Raw genomic sequence first — 25,520 nt, forward strand, 5'->3', positions numbered from 1 at the left:
TATTATGCAGTCCATAGGTTTAGTCCGTTCTAGACATTGCATAAAGCATCCAAATTTACACGTGCTTCATATCACTGTTTGCTAAATAAAGATACTAAATTACGTTTTGTTTTCAGGGTATTTACCATTCAACCCAAATCTCAAAAGCCAAGGGTCAAAAGTCAAGAGTTAATGTACAAATGACCAATGACCAATGACCAATGACAAATCAAACCACAGCTACTGTCGAGACGAGTTTTTCCTTCTGTGACATAGACAACATCAGGTCAATCACGCGATTTGAGTAGCCCCACTCGTTGTCATACCACGCAACTACCTTGAAGAAATTGGAGTTCAACTCAATACCAGCACCTGCATCGAAGATACTAGAATGGGTATCGCCTTGAAAATCTGTAGAAACTACTTCTTCATCTGTGTAGCCCAAGATACCCGCTAGTGAACCTGCGGCAGCCTCCTTCATGGCAGCACAGATTTCCTTATAACTGGTAGCTTTGGCAGTTTTGAAAGTTAAATCAACTACAGAAACATCGGGAGTCGGAACTCTAAATGCCATACCAGTCAACCTGCCCTTCAATTCTGGTAAAACAAGAGCTACGGCTTTAGCTGCACCTGTGGAGGAGGGAATAATATTCTGGGCTGCACCTCGACCACCCCGCCAGTCTTTTTTGCTGGGGCCGTCTACAGTTGGCTGGGTAGCAGTCATGGCATGGACTGTGGTCATTAACCCTTCGGTCAAACCAAAGTTGTCATTGATGACCTTAGCTATGGGAGCTAGACAGTTTGTAGTGCAGCTAGCATTGGAGACAATGATATCCTTGCTGGGGTCAAAAAGGTGATGATTTACACCCATTAACAAAGTAGGAACTGTATCTGGGTCTTTGGTGGGAGCGGAAATTATCACTCGCTTTGCACCTGCCTTCAGGTGGTTTGCGGCCCCTTCATAGCCAGTGAAGAGTCCCGTAGCTTCCACTACATAGTCTGCACCTAATTTTCCCCAAGGTAAGTCTGCTGGATTCCTCACCGACAGGCAAGGAATGAAGTGCCCATCAATGACGATGCCATCTTCCTTGGCTTCAACCTTGAGCTTTAATCTACCGTGAGTTGAGTCGTACTTTAATAGATAAGCGAGGTTATCTGGTGGTACTAGGTCATTAATGCCCACAAACTCAATATTGGGATTATCGATGCCAGCACGAAGCACAAGTCGCCCAATTCGACCGAAGCCATTGATACCAACTTTCAATTTAGTCAAGATTAAACCTCCCGTTTTGGAAAGTTGAACAAAAGGAGCAAGTTAAAAGTCAAAATAGATTGCCTTTTACTCTTTACTTTCTGATCGTGACAGTCTCAGTCGGCTAAGGCATATTTACTTGGCATCTTTTAAGGATTGGGGCATTGGGGATTGGTTATTCTTTCTCCCTACTGCCTACTCCTTAGTACTGAAAGGCGATCGCACTGGTCACAATTGCGGGAAACTGAAAGCAGATCTATTTAGGAAAGGAGAACCTAATGAGTTGGACTAAAGTTCTTGCAGTCGAAGCACTTTCCCCAGGTGCGCGACAAGTGGTGAAAGTTGGCAACCGGAAAATTCTGGTTTTGAATCACGAAAATCAGCTTTATGCTGTAGATAACAACTGTCCCCACTTAAAATTACCCTTAAAAAGCGGGAAAATCACGGAGAGTGGGGCAATTGTTTGTACCTTCCATCACAGTGCTTTTGACCTGCGCACAGGTGAGGTACAAGACTGGTGTTCTTGGCCACCTGGTGTCGGTAAGGTACTCTCGTTAGTTTCACAACCAAAGACACTACCAGTGTTTCCGATTCGTGTGGAAGAAGGCAGTATCTGGGTTGATGTACAAGACGAATAGCACTCTCTCCGTGAATTTACTGTCATTGGGCAAATACAGAACTTACGCAAAATACCTCTCAAACTCTCATCCCCACCGAACTTCAGATACCTGTGCGTCTACGGCAAAAGCCGCCGCTCCGACTTCTCTCCGTGTTCTCTGTGCCTCTGTGGTTCGATTTTTCTTACCTGTAGGCGATCCATTTTTTAGGAGTTAAGCGACAAAAACCCCAGCCGATGAGTTTAGCTGGGGTTTTTATCAAAATTCACCTATTTGAGAGGTCTATTGCATAAGAAAATAGAACATCTTCTCAAGCAGTTTAAACACTTTGCTGTGATGTAATGTTGGGTTGGGTATTACTATTGCCAGCTTCTATAGAAGCTGTAGCACTTTCAGATGGCCCTAAATTCACTTTGAATACCTTGTTCTGCTCTTGCTCCAGTTTGGGTAAAGTCAAAATTAAAATCCCATCTTTCAAGTCTGCCTTAACTTGTTGATTCTGAACTTTGCTTGGCAGAGCAATTACTCTAGTGAATTTGCCATACCGGAATTCTGAATGAATTCTGGCGTTAGATTCTGAATGTTTTTCGTAACGATGCTCACCAGCAATTGAAACTGCATCTTGAGTAACTTGAATATCCAAGTCTTTAGCTTCCACGCCTGGAATCTCTGCTCTCAATAGCAACTCTGAGCCATTGTCATGTAATTCAACAGCAGGAACCCACGCTGTTCTCGGTGATGGAGAAACCTCCGAGTTGCCGCGCTCGGCTGCTGTCAGATCCGAGAAGAGTTGATCCATTTGACGACGCAGAATTTCCATTTCACGGAATGGTTCCCAACGAATGAGTGCCATATCTGAATCTCTCCTTAACTTTCTAATTCAATTTGGGGTAATCAAACAAGTTTTAGAGGTATTTAGAGGTTTCAAATATTTAAAATTATCGAACCTCTATTTTTTTAGAGAGGAGCTTTATTTGCTTTGTTTTTTCTCTCTAGTAAGTAATTTAATAAAATAAAAATCTAAAAACAGTTGGGTAAACCGTACAGACATAGGTTGGATTTACCGTATCAAACAAACAACCAGAGCTTAGGGACTTCCAAGAAATAAATTACCCAAGTAAACGAACCACAGAGCCACAGAGAACACAGAGAAATCAGGAGGAGAGAGTTTTTTGAGTATTTTTTTATTTGGAAGTCCCTTAGAGGATGTTTGAAAGGTCTTCTTGTTGGTAGCAAAACGTTTTTGATCCCCCTAAATCCCCCGATAAATTGGGGGACTTTGAAAGTTTTTGCCCCCTTAAAAAGGGGGGTTGGGGGGATCAATAAGTGCAAATATACAGCTAACGACTTTTCAAACAACCTCTTAGGCAAACAATAGCCGAAAACAAAGATTTTCAGTTCTGGTGTCGTTGAAGTGGAACCGGGAATGTTCTTGGACATCGGGTGTGGTAAAGGGTGGTTCTGCTGTGAACCCTAGTGTACGTAGGTTGGATTGAGGAACGAAAGCCAACATTTCTGAGGCTTTGTTGGGTTGCGCTTCTCTTAACCCAACCTACTAATGGAATCAGCACGGTGTAAGTAAGTCAGCACGATAAAATCAAAGTGTGTTGGATGAATAACTGGGTTTAAAACAGGGCTATTTCATTCTAGACATAAACCACCCGGAACTGAAGTTCCTGGCTCATAGCTAAAGTCCGTTTTAATGGACTATAACCTTTTCTCAGTAGTCTAAAGACTACTTTCGCTATTAGACTCAGAATGAATTCTGAGGCGGGCTAGAGGAGAATGAAATAGCCCTGGGGTTTAAGAGGATGTTTGAAAAGTCTAATTTATTACTTGCCTCGGCGATTAGAAATCGCGGCTACACAGGCAAAACCTGCCGACCCAGGTTAAAAACCCTTGATTTTGTATTAGTCCACTGAGGTTGACAAGAGTTTGTGTAGTAGCGATTTCATTGAGTTTTTTCGCACCAACGTACTTAGTAACTTATATGGATGCTCAAAAAATCAAAATTTTATTAATTGATGATCACTTAGAGAATTTAGATTTTTTATCAAATATCCTTCAACACCAAGGTTATCAGGTGGAAAGTGCCACTTCTGGACAATTGGCAATCAATAGGGCGCTGACTTCTCCCCCTGATTTGATTTTAGTAGATATTCTGATGTCAGAGATGGATGGTTATGAAGTATGTCAACATTTGAGATCTAATCAGAAAACTCAAGAGATTCCAATAATTTTTTTCGGTGTTTTAGATGAACTATTTGAGAAAATCAACGTTTTGGATTTAGACGATATTGACTATATTATTCAGCCATTCCGAACTAAAGAAGTTTTATTACGCGTACAAAATCAACTCACTCTCCAAAGACTGAAAAAACAGTTAAAAGAAAAAAATGATCAGTTGCAACAGGAGATTAAAGAGTGCCAACGGGTTGTAGTTGAGTTAAATATTCGCAACAGACAAATAGAAGAGATTTTTCAAGAAATTCCTGTTAGCTTTGGCAAAGCCTTTTGCAGAGAAGTTTACCAAAACGAAGGACTTTTAGTCGAAGCCGCTCTGAAAAAGAGCGAAAGTCAGTATCGCCACTTAGTGGAGACATCCCAGGATATGATCTGGTCGGTGAATATTGATGGACTAATTACCTTTGTTAACCCGGCAGTCAAGCAGATTTATGGCTACGAACCCCAGGAAATGATCGGGCGTGCCTTGATTGATTTCATCTCGGCTACAGAAATTGCTCAAAATAAAGTAGCGTTTGAGGGTGTTTTTCAGGGAAAGCCGATCTTCCAGCATGAAACTACCTGTATAGCTAAAGATGGTACTTTAGTTTATTTAGTGTTTAATGCGATCGCCTTACGCAACGACGAGGGTCTAGTTATAGGCATGACAGGCACGGCTAGTAATATTACACACCGCCAAGATGGAGAAAAATTACTGGGAAAAAGCACAATTAAGCTCCGCAATCATAACCTAGTGCTAACTCAACTGGCACAAAATCAGACGCTTTATCAAGGTGACTTGAAAGCAGCTTTCGGTGAAATTACAGAAACAGCTGTCAAAAATATTGGAGTCGAACGAGCCAGTGTCTGGCTGTATGACGAAACAGGGATGAAAATCCAGTGTTTTGACCTATTTGAGGCCAGTAGCGATCGACATAGCGAAGGACTTTCCTTATCAGCCGCAGACTATCCAGCTTATTTTGCAGCTTTGCAGCAAGACCAGCCAATCGCTGCAGATGATCTCCATATCGATCCCAGAACTAAAGAATTTTCTGCATCTTATTCAACATTAAACATTACCTCCATACTCGATACACCCATCAGGCTGGAGGGCATGACTGTAGGAGTTTTATCTCTAGAGGCAGTGGGAGTTACTCATCATTGGACGCTAGAAGATCAAAATTTCGTTCGCTCTCTGGGCAATTTAACATCTTTGGCATTGGAAGCAAAAGAACGCCAACGCGCAGAAGCAGCGCGACGGGCTTCTGAAGAAAAGTTAGCATCAGCTTTTCGGTCATCTCCTGATCCAATTGCCTTAATTACTGTTGCCAACAACCGCTATGTCGAAGTTAACGACAGCTTTTGTCGCTTTTTTGGTTATTCTCGTTCTCAGGTCATCGATCGCACTGAGCAAGAATTGAATATTTGGGCGAATCCAGAAGAATATAATTTTCTCCAACAAACGTTACAACAAACTAAAGCCATCTACAACTACGAGGTTGATGTCTGCACTTCAAGAGGAGAAATTAAGACGACATTGTTTAGTGCAGAAATGATCGAGATTGATCACCAATGGTACGTACTGGGCACAGCCAAAGATATTACTGAACGCAAGCAGGCAGAAAATGAAAGCCGTTTGCTACTGTTGACAACCCAAGCGATCACTCGCGCCAGTGATGTCAACAGCGCCTTAGTAGTGGTCTTGGGCTTAATTTGTCAGACCATCGGTTGGGATTTTGGTGAAGCATGGATACCTAATGAAGATGGTGCTGTTTTAGAACACGGTCTGGGGTGGTACGGTGAGGACAGTAGTTTAGCAGAATTCTGTTGCCAAAACCAAACTGTGAAATTTGCTCTGGGAATGGGACTACCGGGAAGAGTTTGGCAAAGCCAAGAACCAGAATGGATAGAAGATGTTTCTCAAGTTACACAGCCAGTTTTTTGGCGTAGGCGTAGCCCGCCGCAGGCATCGCCACAAGCAACAAATGTCGGGTTAAAAGCTGGCTTTGCTGTTCCCATACTAGCTGGGAACCAAGTATTAGCTGTTTTAGTATTTTTTAAACGTAGCTCAGTATTGGAAGATCAGCGTCTGCTGTTGCTAGTCAGTGCTGTTGCTGCTCAGTTAGGTGGGTTAATTGAGCGCAAAACCCTAGAACAAGAACTAGCACTGAGAGAAGCTCGCCTCAATGCTTTTTTTAGCGGCGCTCCCGTCGGCATGAGTATCGTAGATCACCAGCTGCGGTTTGTGCAAATCAACCAATTACTAGCCCAGATTAATGGATTATCCCAGCAAGATCATATTGGCAAGACCATGAATGAAGTCTTACCCCACATGGCTGCCTTAGTGGAACCAATTTATCAACAAGTTCTGTTGACTGGTCAACCCATTCTCAATCAAGAATTAAGCGGCGCATCAATTAAACAACCAGATATTATCCGCCACTTCTTAGTTTCTTATTTTCCGATCCCTGGTCAGGGCGATCGCCCCTGTGGTGTCGGCACAGTTTTAGTAGAAATTAGCGAACTGCAAGCAGCGCTGCGCGAACGCAAACACGTCGAACAAGAATTGCGTTTAGCCAACGAACGTTTGCAATACCTGCTCACTTCTAGTCCTGTAGTCATTTATAGCAGCAAAATTTCAGAGGATTTTAGTACTACTTTTATTAGTGAAAACGTTAAGGAAATGATTGGCTACGAAGCCCGGGAATTTATCGAAAATCCCAGTTTTTGGCTGCATCATGTCCACCCAGAAGATATTGAACTCATCTTAGGAAAATTTTCGCAGCTTCTTGAGCAGGAGTACGTCTCCTACGAATACCGTTTGTTACACGCTGACGGAACTTATCACTGGTTTTATGAAAAGGTGAGGTTAATTCGTGATGAAGCTGACCACCCGATGGAATGCGTTGGTTATTGGACAGATATCAACGATCGCAAATTGGCAGAACTAGCTTTGCAGTCAGGTCAGCAGCGATATCAACTTCTAGCAGAAGCCTCACCAGCTTGTATATTTCACACTGATGTCGATGGTAACGTCTTATATTTTAATCAACGCTGGAGTGAGATTACTGGATGCAGTTTAGAAGAGTCTCTAGGTAGAGATTGGTCAAATGCCGTACATCCAGACGACCGCGAGCAGCTATTGTTGCTATGGAATCAAGCAAGAGTTACCAAAGATTCGTATAAATCAGAACATCGATTTTTGCATCATGATAGTACGGTCGTCTGGGTAATTTGTCAGGCTTTGCCAGAATTTGGAGATGATGGAGAAATTAAAGGCTACATCGGTACAATTACAGATATTACCGAGAGAAAATTGGCAGAAGAAGCCTTGCGTGAGAGTGCAGAACGAGAAAGAGCGATCGCCCAAGTGATTCAAAGGATGCGCCAAACACTCGATTTAGAGACGATATTTGCGGCTACAACCGAAGAATTACGGCAAGTACTCAATTGCGATCGGGTTGTTGTCTATCGTTTCAATCCCCACTGGAGTGGCGAATTTGTCTCGGAGTCAGTAGGTGATGGTTGGATTTCGCTGATAGAAGAACACAACAATCACCCCAATCTCACAGAGGGTATCTTACAAGATGGGCGTTGCCTAACGAAAATTTTGGATAGCACGGATAACCAGATGGAAGATCATGATCTGCAAGCAACCCCAGGTGCAAGTTTCCGCTCTGTCCCAGACATTTACAACGCTGGGTTTCATCCTGCTTATATCAACCTCTTAGAGCGCTTTCAGGCAAAAGCCTACATTATTGTCCCCATTTTATATAGTAATCAGCTTTGGGGATTACTAGCGAGTTATCAAAATTCCGATTCCCGCCAATGGAAACCAGGAGAAATCAACATCGTAGTTCAAATTGGCAATCAGTTAGGTGTTGCTTTACAGCAGGCACAATTGCTGGCACAAACTCAAAGGCAGTCACAAGCATTGCAAGAAGCCGTGATTACAGCTGATACTGCCAACCGCGCCAAAAGCGAATTCCTCGCCAACATGAGCCACGAGCTGCGTACCCCACTCAACGCCATCCTCGGTTTTACCCAAGTTATGAGCCACGATCATGCTTTATCTACTGAACATCAGCAAAACCTCGCAATCATCAATCGTGCTGGCGAACATCTCCTGAACTTAATCAACGATATTTTGGAAATGTCTAAAATCGAAGCCGGTAGAATAACATTGAATCTCAACAGTTTTGACCTAATTCGCCTCTTAGAAAACCTGGAAGAGATGTTGCGCTTCCGTGCCACCTCCAAAGGATTAGAATTAGTCTTTGAATATACAACTCATCTCCCCCAATACATCCAAATTGACGAAAGTAAACTGCGTCAAGTATTGCTTAACCTCTTGGGAAATGCAATCAAATTTACCGACATTGGAAGGGTCACACTGCGCGTCGGCATGGGGATTGGCTCCCAGGAGAGCAGAAAAGCACAGGAACAGGCAAAAAAACTTCTCCCTCATCCCCCTCATCCTCCTCATCTCCCTCATCTCTTCTTCGAGGTACAAGATACCGGTAGCGGTATTGCCTCACAAGAAATTGACTTGCTGTTTGAAGCTTTTGGGCAAACTGAAACTGGAAGGAAATCGCAACAGGGAACAGGACTAGGTTTAGCAATTAGCCGTAAATACGTGCAATTAATGGGGGGAGATATTAGCGTCTCCAGCACTATTGGCAAAGGAAGTAAATTTGCTTTTGATATTGAAATTTGTCTAGCCGGAGCTAGCGAAATCCAGATCAAACAAACTACACGTCAAGTTATTAGTTTAGCGCCCGATCAAAGCGAATACCGCATTTTAGTGGTTGATGACTCCACAGATAGCCGTTTAGTGTTAATGAAAATTCTGACATCCATCGGTTTTGCAGTTCAGGAAGCAGCAAATGGCATCGAAGCGATCGCACTTTGGCAAACATGGCAACCACATCTCATCTTAATGGATATGCGGATGCCGATTATGGACGGCTATGAAGCCACAAGAACTATTAAAACTAGAGAAGAAACCTCAATTCCAAATCTCAATTGTGCTGGTAGCGCAACTTTGATGCAACCCCAAATCACAAATTGCAAGACTATTATCATCGCCTTAACTGCTAATGCCTTTGAGGAACAGCGAGAGGCAATGGCATTAGCAGGTTGTGATGATTATATTAATAAGCCTTTCCGTGAAGAACAATTACTAGAAAAATTGAGCGAATATTTAGGAGTTCAATATACTTATCAAAAAGAGAGCTATCAGCTAACAAACGTCAATAAACAAGGAACAAAACCAATTTTTACACTCACAGAGATAGTGCCTCTATTATCTGAAATGCCGCCGGAATGGGTAAAACAGGTGTACACTGCCGCAGCCCAATGTAGTGATGATCTAATTATAGAATTGATTGAACAAATTCCTTCAGAAAATGCGGCGCTACAAAATTTTATCAATAATTTAGCTCATGATTTTCAGTTTGAAAAAATTATGGAATTGACGAGTCTTGTCGGAGTATTATCTAGTTAATCATAATTGGAGATTGGGTAGCAATAAGATACCTCCAATCACCCGTTTTAAACCAATTCGCAATTCGCTATTTTTAGCACCTAACTTGCATCGCACTGCTCCCAAGCAAATAATTTAACCTACATTCCGCACCCTCAACTGTCACAATCGGTTTTTACTGGTTTTTAGACATAAACAAAGCTACTGAATATACATAAAACCAGTAAAATAACTTAAATATGAAGATGCACGAGCATAATCTGCAACTACAACAATCACAAAAACTTAGTAATTACACTATGTGACACCCCAGGGTGCGGAACGTGGGATTTAACCTAGCGAGCAAGTGCAGCAGTTACAGGCACAGATGTCTGAAGAAAATTAATCTCAGTAGACATTCGTGTATCATCATTTAAATGCTAATTGGTTTCACTGGAGTCGCGCCTCTTCTTATTGACGAGACAATTGGGGAGCCTTTAATCTGGCTTTTAGCCTATTTCAGACAATTGCTTCACAAAATTCTGATGCTCAACTGTTGTTAATCCCTGCTGCACTATCTCAATTACTTTTGCTAAATTTCCGGCTAACAAGGCTTCTTTATCTAACCATAATCCTGGGAAAACTTCACTTTTGATAATTCCTTCCGAATTGGAGGGGAGCAGAATATACTTACCTTTTGTTAGTCGAAACCAATCCAGTTCTCTGTCTTGAAACCGCCAAACTATATATTCTTGTACTTGATTACGGCGATAAACCTTGAGTTTATCATGTATATCAATTGAAACAGTACTGGCAGCCACTTCAGCAGTTAATTCTGGCGCACCTTCCACGTAACCATCTTCACTAATTTTGGATTGTCCCCCGACTTCAATTCTCAGCAGTGCATCTGGTTGAGGTTCATTATCTGCATCAAGGCGTACAGTACAATTATCTCCTAATTGAACTCCAGGCGTTAAGGCTTTATAAAGCATCAACCAACCAATAATTGCGGCATGGGGTTCACCATGTTGGGTAATTCGTAGTGGGGATGCCATGTAAACAATTCCTTCGATTAATTCTATTTTTTTTCGGTCTGGCATCGCATGATAACGGCGTTCAAACTCGCTTTGAGTCAGTCTGTCACCGTTTTCCAGAGCCGGAATTGTGTTTTTTGGCGAGATGTCTTCGACATAGCTAAAGTACGCACTTGAAGTCATAGCTGGAATATTAAGAGGAGGAACTGTAGGGAAAATATTTTGCTTCTATCCAGATTCTAAAACATTACTATGCTGATATCGTAATCCCAAATCATTTGTCGCAAAACTTGATCCCCGACTTACCGACGTTTGCCGGGAGTATTAAAATAATTCGTAATTCGTAATTCGTAATTCGTAAATTTTGTTTTGTGACGGGGATTTACACCCCGACCCAAAACGTTCTGCCTGTAGAGACTCTTGACTTAAACCCCCAAAGTTCGTTTAAACCAATAGCGATTGAAAAGTTTGAATCCTGGGTGAAATTGGTCAAATAAATGCTCAGTACACTAACGAGTAATGAGCCGAATCGCTCTTTTTTTTTCATAGATTGGGAGAGCGATCGCTCTTTTGGCTGGTATCGCTGCCCTCAAAGAGTTCGTAAGACTCTAAAAAACTTTTTGGGCGAAACTGGCTATACAAAAAGGCGATGCCTGCGGGGGGCTACGCCTACGCTACGATTGATGCGAACTCACGTCTTTTTAACCGAGTACCGTGGGTTTAAATCCCCCGGTTCAAAAAATAAGCAAGTTTTGGGTCGGGGTCTAAATCCCCGGACGCTCTCTACGAGACGCTAAAAGCGAACGCAGACTCGCTTTGCGCGTCGCTAACACAAAACAAAATTTACGAATTACGAATTACGAATTACGAATTATTTTAAGGGGGGTTGGGGGGATCTCTGAGCTATGCAGATTATCAGGAGAAACCCTAAATCAACTAATAGTAAAAAAATCAAAAAAAGCCCCCCTTTTTAAGGGGGGTGGGGGGATATCTCATCTATAATCTTGACTTTGAATACTCCCTAAACGAGCAGCATCACGAATATTATAGTCGGAACGAGTAAAGCGATTTAACTGCATCTCAAAAAAATCTCGATTGGCTTGTAAATGCTTAGGGTTTTGGTCATCTAATGGATATAGAAGTGCAGTTCGCAAGGCTTGAATTACCGCAGAAGTGACACAGTACATTGAGCGTTGAAAACTAACTCCCAACTGAATCAACATATCTTCTTCACCCCGGCAATGTTGGCTGTAATAATCAACAAGATATGGGGGCAAAAAATGCAACATATCTTGCATTAATAATGTCGGGGGAATACCAGCAGTACCCACTGGAAATACATCAGCATAAAGAATACCAAAGTGAAAATCTTTTTGCTCTTCTGGTACTTGATGCGCTTGAGCATTATAAGATTTTGTCCCCCGGAAAGGTGCAGTGCGGTAGAAAACTGCTTCTACATATGGTAATGCAGCTTCATATAGCCACATGAAACCCTTAGATTTGGGGATAATTTCGTAGCATTGGCCACGAATATAAACGTGATGGTAAATGGGACGACCTGCGATCGCAAATATACCATTAACTAAGAAGCTCATTGCCTCTGGGACGCTGCTAATAGTGCCTTCGTCATAGCGATCGGACATTTCAAAAAATACCGGAGCCATGATTTCCCAAAATAAGCCCAAGTTAGCGTAGTATGACATCTGGCGGCACTGTTCCAAAAACATATCAGGGAACAGCTTGTAAAGCCCCAGCATCACTGGGTTTCCTTGGAAGTAAGCTTTAATTGCCTTGTCAGCGTTGGCTTTGTATTCTTCGGAATCTAGGTAAGGGTCAAATTGTCCACCCATCCCTCTGTGCCACAACATCGCCCGCATACAAGCTTCCGCAAATTCCATGTTAATGCGATCGTGGAGCAAGTGGTGCAATAACTTCGGCATTTTGAAAGTTTCACCCTTCTCAATAAATGCCAAAAGTTCTGGATGTGCAGTAGCTTCGCCGCGCCAAATTCGTAAATCGGCATCATCGCCAGCGTAATGATTATGCCGTTCTAAATACTCTTTGGGTAAGAAGTATTTAAAAAAGGGAAGCGGGTCTAAAAATACGTTTTCAGCAATATAAAGTAAGTCACGCCAGTAAAAATCCATCGGCACAGCATAAGCTTTGTATAAGCCGATGATTTGCATCAAATTTTCTGGGGTATCAGGTAACATCGCACCGCCGGCTTCTAAGCGGTGAATTACTTCAGCAAATTCATGCTTGGAAGGAGGTAACTTAATGGCTGTTTTAATTGCTGTCATCTTATTTGGTAATTGGTGTTAGTGATTCTTATCAAAAAGCGAAATAGAAGAAGACCACTGGGAATTAATGTCAGATTCATTCTTCCTGCTTTATCGATGCGTAACTCTCTTACTGATTATTTCAGCACTACTTCAGAGATTACGGTTTTTTCTAAGGTGGGAATTGCAGCCACCATTGTTGTAGTTGTGGATTCACTCCAACGTACTAACCAAGTAGGTTGTACTCCCAAAAAGATGATCAGAACTGCCAAAATTAAAGCTGGTATTTTCTCAGACCATAGGACTTTGGGATAGTAGGCTAAGTTATCGAGTTTGCCAAAACAAGTACGGTTGAGGAGGATGACAAAATAAACTGCGGTTAATCCACTAGCGACTACACACAAAATAGTTGGGATGGGAAAGATAGAGAAACTACCTTGAAAGACGATAAATTCGGCGATGAATCCTGTTAAACTGGGAATACCAGCACTAGCCATTCCACTTAAAACTAGTAAGGCGCTAATTAGAGGTAAACCACGTATGGGACTCATTAAACCATTGAGTTGATCTAACTCGCGGGTGCCCACTTTGGCTTCTACAACTCCCACCAAGTGGAAGAGAATTGCTAAAATAATGCCGTGGCTAAACATTTGGGCGACTGCACCCACAAGTGATAAGGGTGTACTAGCGGCAGCAGCTAGCAAGATATAGCCCATGTGACCGACCGAACTGTATGCTACCATCCGCTTGATGTCTTTTTGAGCGATCGCAACTACTGCCCCATAAATAGCGCTGATTGCTCCCCAAATTGCCAGAGTTGGTGCAATAATACTCCAAGCGTGGGGAAACATACCCAACCCAAATCGTAGTAGTCCATAGGTTCCCAGCTTTGCTAACACCCCACCGAGAAGAATGGCAATTGGTGCTGAAGCTTCAACGTAAGCATCGGGTAGCCAAGTATGGAAGGGAACTAGAGGAATTTTAATCCCAAAACCTAATACTATTCCTGCTAGTAAAAGGATTTGCTTTGCTGTTGACAGGTTTTCAGTAGAGACTGCATCAAAAGCAAAATTGGTAGAACCACTCAGCAACACCATACCCAAGAATGTCGCCAGAATTAAGCCTCCCGATACAGCAGTATAAATCAGGAATTTAATCCCAGCATAACCCCGTTTTGCTCCTCCCCAAATAGAAATTAGTAAATAGAAGGGGATTAATTCTAGTTCGTAGAACAGGAAGAATAGCAGCAAATTTTCTGCTAGAAAAGCACCTGCGACTCCTCCACTAACTAATAAAATCATGGAGTAGAACAGCCGGGGGCGTTCAGTGGCTTTACTACTGCTGTAAATAGAAATCCAGGTGAGTAGGCTATTTAAGACCAACATTAATATAGAAAGCCCATCGACACCTATTTGATAGCTCAAGCCAAGGGTTTCATTCCAGGGCAAATACTCTTTAAATTGCATTTCTGGATTGCTGATATCAAATTTTAGCAGGATAAATAGGTTCCATACTAGAACGATTCCAGAAAAAATTAATGCGATGAAACGAATGCGCTCTTTAGGGATACTTACAGGTAATATTGCTATGAAAATAGCAGCTACAATTGGAAGCCAAACCAATACACTTAACATGGTAATTTTGTCCTTCGTCTTTTGTCCTTTGTCCTTCGCCCTTTGTCTTTTGTCATTTATGACTTACTCTTAGCCAATGACCAATGACTAATGACAAAGGACAAAAAAACTAACCGACTACGCTGATTTTTCCAGTATCTAAATCGTAATAACCACCGACTATTTTCAGTTTTTCTGTCTTGATTAACTCAGATAAAACTGAGGATGATTTCAATTTTTCAACTTGCGCCAAAATATTTGCTTTACAAGCGTTTTCTAGCTGGTCTCCTGATTCTGCTTTTGAGCTTTCTACACTGGGTTTAATCGCCTCAAGTAAACTGCCAATTTGTCCTGGTACTTGAGCGCCTTTGATCGCGGCATCTACCGCACCACATCTTTCATGCCCTACTACCATAATAACTTTGGAGCCTAATACTAAACTGCCAAATTCTAGGCTACCAATTTCTTCTGGTGTAGCAATATTACCCGCTACACGGCAGACAAATAAATCTCCAAGTCCTTGATCAAAGACAATCTCTGAAGGTACCCGTGAATCTGCACAACCGAGAATAGAAGCGAAGGGCTTTTGACCTTTGGCAACTTCGACCAAGCGTGAATAGCTTTGGTTAGAATTGCGACGTTTTCTTTTGGCAAATCTTTCATTCCCATCTAGTAATTCTTCCAATGCCTTGTCGGGGGTAATTTCATCTTCTGCTGGGGGTTTTTCGGCTGCAAGTAAGTTTGAGCCAAGTCCGGCTGTCAATACACCTGTACCGATCGCACCTGCACCAAACCTAAATAAACTTCTTCTGGAAAGATTTAGTTGAAAATGTTTTATGCTCATTGAATTATCCTCACAATATTAACTAATTCGTAATTCTTGGCGAAACACTCGTGCGTAATTGTCTTTTTTGTTAGTCGTTACCTGCTGAGGTCTAAATTTCCAACTCCTTCAATTATGAACTATTTTGTTACTGCTACCGAAATGTCGAGATGGGAAAAATCAAATTTAAAAACTGCACTCCCCAAAATGGCCAAGTTACCCACATTCCTAAAATGCTCACTCCTAGAAGAACGGTGAAGGCATAAAACTGAGTTTGTCCAGAGGTGCTGTATTTAAGACCTTCACCACCTAATAGCGAAAATAAACCCACGAAATTAACGATACCATCGACTACAAAGCGGTCAATCATATCGGCAAGCTGGGAAATTTTGGTAACGCTGAAAATGATGGTCATCCGATAAAGTTTAGGGGTGTAAAAGTCGTATGCCAGTAAGTCTTGTAAACCTTGCCAAGGGAGGCGAATCGGTTTAGGAATATTGCCTAAATAAATTACGCCAGTGATGCTGCAACCAAAAAGACTCGACCAAATTAAAAGTAGTGCGACATCTTTATTTAGAGTTGCCCAATTGGGTAAAAGTGATAAGCTTTGTAACACTAAAGGAAGATGTAGACTAACGCCAAGTAAAATTGCCATTGGCAGAATCATCGGCCAGTGTGCTTCAGGCGATCGCTGACTCATTTGTCTAGCTTTTCCACCAAAAATTAAACCGAATTCTCTGGTTAAACTCACGGCTGTTAAAGCATTGACCGCGATCACTACTCCCACTAACCAAGGTTGCGTTTCCCACAAGCCATCTGCAAGTTTCACCAACGCCCAAAAGCTACCCAAGGGTGGAAAACCAATTAATCCCAAAGTCCCGACGATAAAGGCTATTGCTGAGATTGGGCGACGTGTCCACAATCCGCCTAATTGGGTGACATTTTGGGTAATGCTATTCCAGATAATTCCCCCAGTACTCATCACCAACAGGGCTGCGGATATGGCATGGGTAAGTACTAACAACAGCGCCGCTTCGTTTTGTTGCGTTCCTACAGCGATAAATACTAAACCCATGTATACACTGACAGAATAGGATTGGCAGCGTTTAAGGTCAATTTGAGCGATCGCAATTAAAGAAGCACCCAACGCTGTCACTACCCCAATAGCCACCATAGCCGAGGAAACTATGGGCGAGATGGTTAACACCGGTTGTAATTTAATCAGCACCCATGCACCACTGGCTACTACTACCGAATTCCGCAAAATCGTACTGGGAACTGGGCCTTCCATCGCTTCATCTAACCACAGATGCAGGGGGAACTGGGCACATTTGCCCATCGGCCCAGCAATTAAGGCTAAACCTACCAGTGTTATTGTTGTCGGGTTGACGTTAGCAGTAGTAGCCCACTTGGCTAGTTCTGGATAACTCCAAGTTCCCGCTAGGGGCCATAATGCCAACACTCCTATTAGCAAGAATAAGTCTCCCACCCGCTTGGTTAAAAAAGCGTCTCTCGCACCCGTGACTACCAAAGGCTGACTAAACCATAAGCCAACTAGCAGGTAGGTTCCGAGTGTGAGGACTTCCAAAATTACATAGCTAAAAAACAAGTTATTACACAGAACAAGGGCACATAATCCCGCTTCAAACAATCCTAATAACGAATAGAAGCGTCCCCAGCCCCAATCCATTTCCATGTAGCCGATGGCATAAATCTGCGCTAGCAAATTCAAGCCACTAATCACAACCAAAGCGCTGACAGTGACTGAGGAAATTTCTAAAGCAATGGTCAAGTTTAAACCAGCTGTAGATAACCAGGGAATAAATACTTCTTGGGCTGGCTGATTCCAAGTTGCTTGTAAAGCGATCGCACTATGGACAAACGCCAAAAATGTCATCACCAAGTTTACATAACCCGCCGGTCTTGGCCCCGTTTTCCGAATGATCCCCGGCGACCAAGGTACGGCTAATAAGCCACCCATTAAGGCATAGCACGGAACTAGCCAAACAGTCTCAAGTAGAAACTGAGCCATCAACTTACCTCTATATTGCCATTAAAAATCAGGGGTTTTGAATCAACTGGCGTTGATCCCGGTTAACCCAGCGATGTCTACGACGGGCTACGCCTACGCAGATAATGCGAATTTATCTTTATTTAATTTTGTTAGAAATAGCTTACCGTTATATCTGCCAAAAGGGAATTACTTCATCTAAACAAATCTGAGATAATTGCTCTAATTAATTTTTATATAGTAAACTACTATACTCAGTAAGTCGGCGTTAAAAAACTAATCTACGTGACGAAATGTAAACTAAGTAAAAAGCTTATAAATAAATTTTTTCCAGGATTTTAATCCAACTCAATATACCTTAGTTTTATCGTGCCCACTTAACTTAATCAATAATATTTATTGCTTTTTCTCTATGATTTCAGTGTGGTGTTAATCAATAGTCATCATTAGTTTTATCCATTGACATCAAGCCTGTGTTGTTAGGAGGGCCGCTAGAAACCGCGTCTACACCAGGCAAAACCTACCCCCGTGGGTTTCAAGCACTCTTATAGGACTTACGCAATAACTCTCTGAAACTCTTATTCCTTTGTGTCCAACTTTTACGAGACGCACTCGCGTTTGGGTTCTTCTCCCAGGGGGAGACGCACTCGCGTTTGCGGTTGTTTTTTCATTATTTTGCGTATATTATAGCGGTTCTCGCTTGGGTGGAGTACAGTTTTGACCTCTCTCCAAACCTCTCTCCTAAGAGGAGAGAGGCTTTGAATCTTACTCCCCAACGCTAGAAGGGAAGGGGCTAGGGGTTAGGTCTGTATTCCATGCAATTGAGAACCGCTATAAGACTATTTTGAGTACTTTAACCGATTGACAAAATGCTCTTTATTTTAAAGTCTAACCGATGGGATGGGGGTGGGTGCAATGACTGTGAGAATCATAACTAATTACCCGGACATGATATAACTTATATAGCAACCGCCAACTCTTCAGTTTTACCAATTCTACACATAAAAAAAGAGGGTTTTCCCTCTTTCTAAAATGATTTGACACTCTTACTTAAACAGAAATAAAAAATCTCTTATTCTTCAATAGCTGCTGGAATTTCCTCTTCAGTTTCTGTCGCTACTGAAATATCTTCTTCAAATTCTGCTGCTGGTGGAATATCTTCTTCAAATTCTGCTGCTGGTGGAATATCTTCTTCTCCTACAACTTCCACAGGTGCAGCCGACGCAGCAGTAGCACCTTGCTGTTTGGCTAGAAGCTGTTCACGATACTTAGCAGCCATTTCTTCTGCCTTATCGTAGACCAAATCCCGGTTTTTAATCATGTCGCCCGGTTCTGGTTCTAACTGCTTGGTAGATAGGGAAATCCGACCCCTTTCTGCATCCAAGTCAATGATCATAACTTTCACTTCATCATTGACATTGAATACACTATGGGGTGTATCAATATGTTCGTGAGAAATCTCAGAAATATGCAGTAGACCACTGACGCCACCAATGTCGATGAAAGCACCGTAGGGCTTGATCCCACGAACAGTACCAATTACTACTTCGCCAACTTCTAGGCGATTCATCTTACGCTCAACTAGGGCCCGACGGTGAGATAGAACAAGGCGATTACGTTCTTCGTCCACCTCTAAAAATTTCAATGGCAGTTCTTCGCCTACTAATTCTTCTTTAGGTTTGCGGGTGCTGATGTGAGAACCTGGGATAAAGCCACGTAATCCCTCAATCCTTACTAATGCTCCACCGCGATTGGTGGCAAACACGCCAGAACGTACTGTAGCATCTTCTGCTTGCAGTTGTCGGACGCGTTCCCAAGCCCGCATATATTCAATGCGGCGAATGGAAAGGGTTAATTGACCGTCCTCGTTTTCATCGGTAAGGATGAAAAATTCCCGTGTTTCGTTTGACTGTAAGACTTCTTCCGGGGCATCAACCCGGTTAATAGACATTTCTTGTATGGGTATATATGCTGCGGTTTTAGCACCAATGTCAATCAGAGCGCCGCGCGGCTCTATACTGAAAACTGTTCCTGGGACAACATCACCAGGGCTAAAATGATAATCGTATTTGTCAAGTAGAGCAGCGAAATCTTCGTGAGTGAATCCAATTTCTGTAGCGGTTAAATTCTGATTGACCATGCTGATTTGTTCCTGGTTTTAGTCTCCGTAAAGGTTGTGCGACAAGGGCGATGTACTATGCAAGCGCTTTTATTGGCATCTAACACAAAACACCCTTTTTCATCCTAGCGCAGAAAAGCTAGTATTAACACATATCTACTCTCAAGATTGGAAATTATATCATAATTTTAAAATGATTGCTCATTTACTTAGTAGTTAAAATCAACAAAAAACAAACACAATAATATCCGTTGCCACCATGCTTAGTAGCAACGGATATTATTGTTAAATCTGTTTAAAGGTGTGGGAATAGGATCTACTTATCTTTTGGTTTCTCAAAGCGAGGAGGTTCGCGAAATGCGATCGCAAAAAAGATAGTACCTATACACAGAGTAAAAATCAAAATGTACGCAACGCTTTCCATATTACGATTTCCTCTTTATCCAGGCAGTAATTAAAGTTCTTAATGCTGAGTCACCTGAGTGCTGAGTCAAAGCCTTAACACCGAACTCACCACTCAGAACTCAGCACTGAAATTAAAGGGCTTCCTTCCGGCGGGTTGACTTGTCACCCACTTTCTGGAACAGACCCCACTCAACTTGCTCTTCTAGATCGGCATCAACACCAGCAAATACGTCTCGGTAGATTGTCCTAGCGCCATGCCACAGATGACCAAAGAAGAATAGTAGAGCAAATACGGCGTGTCCAAAGGTAAACCAACCTCTAGGACTGGTGCGGAATACACCATCAGAGTTCAAGGTTTCTCGGTCAAATTCAAAGATTTCACCGCCTTGAGCCTTACGGGCATACTTCTTCACATCAGCTGGCTCTGTAAAGGTCTTACCATTCAGATTTCCACCGTAGAAACTAACGGTGACACCAGATTGCTCAAAGCTATACTTAGATTCTGCCCGACGGAAGGGAATGTCAGCGCGGACAATTCCATCTGCATCAGTCAAGATCACTGGGAAGGTTTCAAAGAAGTTGGGGAGACGACGCACGGTCAATTCCCGTCCTTCCGAATCTTTGAATACAGCGTGACCTTGCCAAGATTGGGCAATGCCATCACCCTTCACCATTGGCCCTGTACGGAATAGACCGCCTTTGGCGGGGCTATTACCGACGTAATCATAGAAAGCCAGTTTTTCGGGAATTTGCGACCAAGCTTGATCAAGGGTTGCACCTTGGGCAACGCTTGTTTGGACGCGGCGCTGAATTTCTTGACGGAAGTAGCCTTGATCCCATTGGTAACGGGTAGGGCCAAACAATTCGATGGGTGTGGCGGCGTTACCGTACCACATAGTACCAGCAACAACGAAAGCAGCAAAAAAGACTGCTGCAATACTGCTAGAGAGTACTGTTTCAATGTTCCCCATCCGCAGGGCTTTATAAAGCCGTTCAGGGGGTCTAACTGTGAGGTGGAATAAACCTGCAATAATACCAACAACACCAGCAGCAATGTGGTGAGCCGCAATGCCACCAGGATTATATGGGTTAAAACCATCTGGGCCCCATTCTGGTGCTACTGCCTGGACAGTGCCAGTTATACCATAGGGGTCAGAAACCCATATCCCCGGGCCAAATAGTCCGGTGAGGTGAAAAGCACCAAATCCAAAACAAAGTAGACCAGATAAGAACAGGTGAATGCCAAACATTTTTGGCAAATCTAAGGCGGGTTCACCAGTGCGAGGATCTCTAAACAGTTCCAAATCCCAGTAAACCCAGTGCCATACGGCAGCTAAAAACAGTAACCCGGAAAGAACAATGTGAGCCGCAGCAACACCTTCAAATGACCAGAAGCCAGGATCACTTGCTGGGCCACCAGTAACGTTCCAACCACCCCAAGATTGGGTGACGCCCAAACGTGACATGAACGGCAGGACGAACATTCCTTGACGCCACATCGGGTTGAGAATCGGATCGCTAGGGTCATAGACAGCCAGTTCGTAGAGTGCCATCGAACCAGCCCAGCCTGCTACTAAGGCTGTGTGCATCAGGTGTACAGAAATCAGCCGTCCTGGATCATTCAGAACGACTGTATGTACTCGGTACCAGGGTAGTCCCATCGACTACGCTCCTCCTCGATGAGTTAGTTTACAAAGCAATTTTCTTACTGAGGTTCCAAGAGACGAAAATTGCCACTCAGAAAACTCTCTCTTGTTTTTTGTTATTGCCACAGCCAGAGTTCTAGCACAGCCTAGTGTTATAAGCTAGACAGCGTAGGTGCTTTGGCAATGCTTACTCGCTTCGGGAGGTTTACCTTGTAGGGTAGCCATCGCCAAGCAAAAATGAGAATGTTTTAAAAAGTGTAACTATTGATGGAATTGTTTGCAAGCGTGTAAATTGATGCGATCGCGTAGCATCTCAAACTTTTTTCGCTACCAATACCCGCCGAGGATTAAATTTGCTTATCTTTTCTTTACGAGGGGAATGGGGAGAAATCAATTCAAAATTCACGCATTGTTCGCGCAGCGTCTCGTGGAGATGGGGGAGATGGGGGAGATGGGGGAGATGAGGGAGATGAGGGAGATGGGGGAGATGGGGGAGACGGGGGAAGTGTTTTCTCTATGGCCTATGCCCAATGCTCAATGTCCCACTATATCTACTGAACCACTAAGTGGATATTTTGCAGTTGACACTTCGCCTCAGCAGTACTCAGGCGTTCGATTACCTGTTCGGCACTCATCAGACGCTTGAGTACTACTTGACCGATGGTGTCACTGGCAATTACTGGTGTTGTTGGCTTTACTTCCACGGTTAAAACGGCTTCTTCAACTCGATAAAGCCATAGCAATTCGTTTTGTTCGACTAAACAGATATTCATTCGCTGAATATCTGGTTGGCGTCGCCATGCGGTTATTTGCCAGAGTCCATCAGATGCCCAGACTCTAGCAACTGCCCATCCCTCAGATAGAAAGAAATACTTCACGTTTTTAGTCTCACTATTAGACTTTCAATCTGCTGTTAACCATATCGTATACAGGGCTATTTCATTCTAGACATAAACCACCCGGAACTGAAGTTCCTGGCTCATAGCTAAAGTCCGTTAAAACGGACTACAACCTTTTCTCAGTCGTCTTTAGACGACTTTCGCTATTAGACTCAGAATTCATTCTGAGGCGGGCTAGAGGAGAATGAAATAGCCCTGATATCGTATATTATTTGCTAATAATGTATAAATAATGATATTTTAACTTAACAAGTTTTCAACCATTATTGCCCACTTATTAATAGGGAAAGTACTTATTTATCTCATGTAACGCAGTACTAGAAATAACAGAACTATATTTCATTTTAAACTACTAGTTTTATTTTCTTGCAAAGTTGGCAATAAATATTTATGTATACTAGACTTAGCAAGTGCCGAACATAATTTTATGAATACTTCAGGTAACTATGAACAAACCTATAAACTCACCATTTAGATATCCTGGCGGCAAATTTTATGCTCGTAATTTGATTCTTAATCATATTCCTTCTCACTCCTATTATGCTGAACCTTTTGCTGGAGGTGGTTCTATCTTCTTTGTCAAAGATAAAGTAAATATTAATTGGCTCAATGATATTGATGAATTATTAATAAATACCTTATTAATAATAAGAGATAAGCCCGAAGAATTAATAAAGTTTTTAGAAGGTGAACCTGCTACTAAAGAAAAACATACATATTACAAAAATGAGTTTACACCACAAAATAAATTAGAACAAGCTGGTAGATGGTTTTACCTCAACAGAACCTCCTACTCTGGGATCATGAAGCATCAGAACTGTTATTGGGGATATGGTGAAAAATACAGTATGCGTCCAGAGAATTGGCCTAGAAATATACGGCGAACTTCTGAGAAACTTCAAAACGTTAAAATTAGTAATCTCGACTTTGAAGAAGTTATTGAATCTGTACCTGATGGATCTTTCTTATTTATAGATCCTCCTTATTTCAATGCAGATCAAGATAAATTTTATGTTCATTCATTTTCTAAAGACGATCATTTCAGGCTATGCAAAATATTAAACAGACATCAGCATAGAATAAAATTTCTTATAACTTACGATAATAGCAACGAAATTAGAAACCTATATGAATGGGCATTGGAAATACATGACAAAGAATGGAATTATACAATTAATAGAACCGACGATCAAAAAAATGGAAAAAGTAAACAAGATAACTTTAAAGGCGAACGATATAAGGGGAAAGAAATTTTTATATTAAACTACTCTTCTGTTGACTCTAATTTTCAAAAATATGAAAAGCCTTGCCCCGAATCATTGGAGCAACTTTTAAATCAGTTACAATCTTCCATAAGTCGCTAATTGATATATTTAAAGACTTACAATACTTGCGAATATCATTTATCCATTTTTCTTCTTCTTGTTCTTTAAGCATTTTTTAATTAATATCTTTTAATAATTGATCTACAGCTATACCCAGCGCCTTAGCTATTTTTCCAATATTGATAAGAGTGATGTTTTTCTCGCCTCTTTCAATCATTCCTATGTATGTCCGATGAAGTTCTGCTTTTTCCGCTAATTCCTCTTGCGATAGTCCTCTCTGCAATCTTTCATCTCTGACTCGCTTTCCGAATTTATCAAGTATCTCAGCTCTCATAGAATTTTGCTAAGTACAGATGCAGCATAAAATCGTGGTGAATTGAGGGTTGAAATTTAAACGCATAGGCGCAACTCTTGGAGACGCACTCGCGTTCGCCTTCCCGCAGGGTAGGGGCGCAAAGGGAAGCGCATAGGCGCTTCGCCTTCCCGCAGGGTAGGAACGCAAAGAGAATTCGCTACGAATTTATGAAATATTGTACTAAGACAATTAGGTATAGTTCCATGCTTAATTCATAATAATTTTCTACATACTATAGTTAGCATCTAAAAATCAACCATTGCACGATATGGTTTATTCAATTGCTTTCTAAGTATTATTATTTAATAATCCCAAATATATCTATATTATTGCAGCATAACCCTGTATCGAAAGTGGATAAATTAGTAATTAATTGTAGAATATGCTATAAAACTAGCGAATATCTAGTAAAATCACTGACCGCTAATTAAATAAAATTTAATTGTATGACCTGGTTTTCGTTGTTTGTGAAACGGTGGGGTCGGATTACACAATTCCTATCTTTGTTCTGTCTATGTTTATTTTTAGTTGTTAGTTGCGCTCCTCGTCCCCAGCAAACTACGCCGCCATCGGGTTCTGTAAATAGCCCTACAGGTGATGGTCGTATTACTATCGGTACAACAGCGAAACCAAGAACCCTTGATCCGGCTGATGCTTATGAGTTAGCATCTTTGGGTTTGGTGTTTAATATGAGCGATCGCCTCTACACCTACGAACCAGGAAGCACGGAAATTAAACCCCAACTCGCCACAGCATTACCTAAAGTCAGTCAAGACGGCTTAACTTATACTATTCCCTTACGTCAGGGAGTTGTTTTTCACGATGGGACTCCCTTCAATGCTCAAGCAATGGCCTTTACCATCCAGCGCTTTATTGAAAATAAAGGAAAACCCTCGTTCTTGCTGGGTGATATTGTAGATTCGGTAAAAACAACAAGTGCTTATGAGTTAACAATTAAGCTGAAAAAGCCCTTTGCAGCATTTCCCTCACTGCTGGCGTTTCCTGGGGTGTGTGCAGTTTCACCAAAAGCTTACGAACTTGGTGCTGGTAAATTCAAGCCGAATATTTTTGTGGGAACTGGCCCTTACAAATTAGGACAGTATGGTACTGATTCCATCCGATTTGATGTGTTTGATAAGTATTGGGGGGAAAAACCAGTTAACCAGGGTGTTAACCTGCAAATTCAAACTAGTCCGGTTAATTTGTTTAATGCTTTCCGTACAGGCGCAATCGATGTAGCTTATTTGTCGCTACAGCCAGATCAAAATCGGAGTTTGGAAGAAGGTGGTAAAAAAGGGGATTGGCAAGCGATCGCAGCTGAAGGTAGCGTAGTTAGTTATCTGGTATTAAACCGGAATCAAAAGCCTTTAGATAAATTAGAGGTAAGACAAGCGATCGCATCAATAATTGACCGTCCCCTGATCAACGAGCGAGTATTACTTGGTCAAGCAGATCCGCTTTATAGCATGATTCCTA

Annotated in this window: 16 protein-coding genes; 4 read left to right on the forward strand and 12 right to left on the reverse strand. The window is 42.0% G+C overall.

Translation table 11 applies throughout. The features are described from left to right. Nucleotides 1–208 precede the first annotated feature (208 nt). Complete coding sequence (gene gap / locus LC605_RS08975) at nt 209–1,252, reverse strand: type I glyceraldehyde-3-phosphate dehydrogenase (protein ID WP_229547212.1); 1,044 nt, start codon at nt 1,250–1,252, stop codon at nt 209–211. A gap of 257 nt (nt 1,253–1,509) precedes the next feature. Here gap and LC605_RS08980 point away from each other — a divergent pair, with 257 nt between their 5' ends. Next, complete coding sequence (locus LC605_RS08980; protein WP_229547213.1) at nt 1,510–1,869, forward strand: Rieske (2Fe-2S) protein; 360 nt, start codon at nt 1,510–1,512, stop codon at nt 1,867–1,869. 298 nt (nt 1,870–2,167) lie between these two features. Here the strand turns inward: LC605_RS08980 and LC605_RS08985 are convergent, their stop codons facing one another. Beyond that, complete coding sequence (locus tag LC605_RS08985; protein WP_229547214.1) at nt 2,168–2,701, reverse strand: Hsp20/alpha crystallin family protein; 534 nt, start codon at nt 2,699–2,701, stop codon at nt 2,168–2,170. 1,137 nt (nt 2,702–3,838) lie between these two features. On the opposite strand from LC605_RS08985, the gene LC605_RS08990 reads away from it, so the two are divergent. After that, nucleotides 3,839–9,577, forward strand: a complete 5,739-nt coding sequence (locus tag LC605_RS08990; protein WP_229547215.1) for a PAS domain S-box protein — start codon at nt 3,839–3,841, stop codon at nt 9,575–9,577. A gap of 467 nt (nt 9,578–10,044) precedes the next feature. On the opposite strand, the gene LC605_RS08995 is transcribed toward LC605_RS08990, so the two are convergent. The 9 genes from LC605_RS08995 to LC605_RS09035 all read right to left on the reverse strand — a co-directional run bounded on the left by LC605_RS08995 (nt 10,045) and on the right by LC605_RS09035 (nt 22,343). Then, complete coding sequence (locus LC605_RS08995) at nt 10,045–10,752, reverse strand: Uma2 family endonuclease (protein WP_229547216.1); 708 nt, start codon at nt 10,750–10,752, stop codon at nt 10,045–10,047. Between the two features lie 809 nt (nt 10,753–11,561). After that, the gene (locus LC605_RS09000; protein WP_229547217.1) at nt 11,562–12,869 is read right to left on the reverse strand and encodes a CO2 hydration protein; all 1,308 of its coding nucleotides are present in this window, start codon (nt 12,867–12,869) and stop codon (nt 11,562–11,564) included. 116 nt (nt 12,870–12,985) lie between these two features. Next, complete coding sequence (locus tag LC605_RS09005) at nt 12,986–14,482, reverse strand: NADH-quinone oxidoreductase subunit M (protein WP_229547218.1); 1,497 nt, start codon at nt 14,480–14,482, stop codon at nt 12,986–12,988. A gap of 109 nt (nt 14,483–14,591) precedes the next feature. After that, complete coding sequence (locus tag LC605_RS09010; RefSeq protein WP_229547219.1) at nt 14,592–15,305, reverse strand: carbonic anhydrase; 714 nt, start codon at nt 15,303–15,305, stop codon at nt 14,592–14,594. 133 nt (nt 15,306–15,438) lie between these two features. Next, nucleotides 15,439–17,316 (reverse strand): NAD(P)H-quinone oxidoreductase subunit F, encoded by a 1,878-nt coding sequence (locus LC605_RS09015; RefSeq protein WP_229547220.1) that lies wholly within the window; start codon nt 17,314–17,316, stop codon nt 15,439–15,441. Between the two features lie 1,051 nt (nt 17,317–18,367). Next, nucleotides 18,368–19,435, reverse strand: a complete 1,068-nt coding sequence (locus LC605_RS09020; protein ID WP_229547221.1) for a 30S ribosomal protein S1 — start codon at nt 19,433–19,435, stop codon at nt 18,368–18,370. Nucleotides 19,436–19,730: 295 nt separating this feature from the next. Then, entirely contained in the window at nt 19,731–19,838 is a 108-nt protein-coding gene (locus tag LC605_RS09025; RefSeq protein WP_012409025.1) for a photosystem II reaction center protein T, read from the reverse strand. A gap of 112 nt (nt 19,839–19,950) precedes the next feature. Continuing rightward, on the reverse strand, nt 19,951–21,480 hold the full coding sequence (psbB, locus tag LC605_RS09030) for a photosystem II chlorophyll-binding protein CP47 (protein ID WP_229547222.1): 1,530 nt from the start codon (nt 21,478–21,480) through the stop codon (nt 19,951–19,953). Nucleotides 21,481–22,016: 536 nt separating this feature from the next. Beyond that, complete coding sequence (locus LC605_RS09035) at nt 22,017–22,343, reverse strand: hypothetical protein (RefSeq protein WP_229547223.1); 327 nt, start codon at nt 22,341–22,343, stop codon at nt 22,017–22,019. Nucleotides 22,344–22,810: 467 nt separating this feature from the next. Here LC605_RS09035 and LC605_RS09040 point away from each other — a divergent pair, with 467 nt between their 5' ends. Next, nucleotides 22,811–23,728, forward strand: coding sequence for a DNA adenine methylase (locus LC605_RS09040; protein ID WP_229547224.1), 918 nt, complete (start codon nt 22,811–22,813; stop codon nt 23,726–23,728). A gap of 76 nt (nt 23,729–23,804) precedes the next feature. On the opposite strand, the gene LC605_RS09045 is transcribed toward LC605_RS09040, so the two are convergent. Then, nucleotides 23,805–24,023 carry a helix-turn-helix domain-containing protein gene (locus tag LC605_RS09045; protein WP_229547225.1) on the reverse strand — a complete coding sequence of 73 codons (219 nt, stop codon included), beginning with the start codon at nt 24,021–24,023 and terminating at the stop codon, nt 23,805–23,807. 467 nt (nt 24,024–24,490) lie between these two features. On the opposite strand from LC605_RS09045, the gene LC605_RS09050 reads away from it, so the two are divergent. After that, on the forward strand, nt 24,491–25,520 hold a 1,030-nt coding region (locus LC605_RS09050; RefSeq protein WP_229547226.1), incomplete at its 3' end, for an ABC transporter substrate-binding protein.

Origin of the sequence: Nostoc sp. CHAB 5836, from assembly GCF_020829445.1 — a bacterium.
Classification (GTDB): Bacteria; Cyanobacteriota; Cyanobacteriia; order Cyanobacteriales; family Nostocaceae; genus Nostoc.